This window comes from Bartonella sp. MU70NMGDW, assembly GCF_042194085.1.
Lineage (GTDB): Bacteria > Pseudomonadota > Alphaproteobacteria > Rhizobiales > Rhizobiaceae > Bartonella > Bartonella grahamii.
Map to the genome: position 1 here is coordinate 1 of NZ_JBHIMK010000424.1, position 987 is coordinate 987.

1 pseudogene is annotated in these 987 nt (G+C 34.7%); it reads right to left on the minus strand.

The features are described from left to right. Nucleotides 1–771: 771 nt before the first annotated feature. Nucleotides 772–987 (minus strand): annotated as a pseudogene (locus tag ACFIKE_RS11405) (nicotinate phosphoribosyltransferase); the annotation flags it as partial.

The following is a 987-nucleotide window of genomic DNA, read 5'->3' on the forward strand; positions in this document are numbered from 1 at the left end:
CCTTGCAAAATGCACACTGATAGTCACCATGCTATTTGTCATCCTCCAATGTTGCCTTAGCAATTCCTAATGTTACAATTGTAGCTTATCATTTGGTTTTGTATATTTTGACGCTAGTTTTTTTACCAATTTATTTTTTTTCAAAGAATTTTAAAGGTGTTCTCAAAGGGGTTTCAAAGCCTTTTTTCATTTTTACTATGGAAACGCATTTTTTCTGATTTTCGGTAATTTTTGCAATTTTAGGCGTCAAAATTTATTTTGACAAAATGCGCATTTAATGGTCAAAATTGTACATAAAAACAACAAATTACCACGTATTCCTACTTAATCCTATCTCTTCCCACTTAGTACAAAACCTACTGTCGAGCTACAACAACAACCCTTAAAAATTGAAAATCTTCATACACGCAAGGAGATTAGTGTGCTTGATTTAACAGGGTTGAAATGAGAAAAATTTATGATATTCGCGCTCATTCAACATGCAAAATGATAGTATCTTGTTATGCCGTATAACACCGTTATTTATTAAAATGATATAAGGAAGCCCCCTTGGCTAAACTTCCCTAGCACGTTAAGTATTTTTTTAAATCTGATCTGTCGATCCTTATGTAAGTGAAGCGTATGCGTGGTAGCCCAAGTAGAATCTGCTCAAAAAACAGCCGAACTATTTACAGACCAGCAAAGGTTAAGAACCCCATCTTTAGGGCAGGACAAAAATCAATCTTATAAACAATATGGTGAGTCAATATACTCGTTTTAAAGAACCGGAAACTACGTCTTTATAGATCTAGCAATTCGCTTTTTATTACTAAAAAAATTGAGATAACGTTGTACTTCTTTTGAATTACCGATCGTTTTTTCAGGATTATCTGAAAGTTTTACGGCTGGTCGACCATTAGCATAGGTCACCTTACAAACAAGGGAAAGAGCATCAAGAGTTTCGATTTCCTGAGGTGCACAGCCTGTAAAGTCATTGGTAAGATCCGT